This window comes from Serratia sp. MMO-28 (assembly GCF_037199905.1).
GTDB classification, from domain to species: domain Bacteria; phylum Pseudomonadota; class Gammaproteobacteria; order Enterobacterales; family Enterobacteriaceae; genus Chania; species Chania oryzae.
In genome coordinates this window covers 1-242 of record NZ_JBBCVB010000118.1, presented here as the reverse complement: position 1 = coordinate 242, position 242 = coordinate 1, and the positions used below count along the sequence as shown (strand labels likewise).

Genomic DNA, 242 nt, shown 5'->3' with positions numbered 1-242 from the left:
TCACCGCCGGCGCGGCCAATGCGTTGGGCACCAGCGCGGTGGAGGTCGGCGGCACGCTGACGCTGAACGCGGCAGATACCCTGGCCAATACCCTGAACGGGGCCGGCGTCATCAATACCGATGCCGCCATTACCCTGAGCGGCAGCAACACCTTCAGCGGCACCCACGCCGTCAATGCAAATGGAGCATTGACGGTCAGCACGGCCAATAATCTGGGCACCTCGGCGGCCAACGTCAATCTG

Annotated in this window: 1 protein-coding gene; it reads left to right on the top strand. The window is 64.5% G+C overall.

Features of this window, described 5'->3' with window-relative positions; translation table 11 throughout:
- Positions 1-242, top strand: a 242-nt coding sequence (locus WG891_RS26805; protein WP_337265124.1) for a hypothetical protein, incomplete at both ends; no start/stop codon positions are given.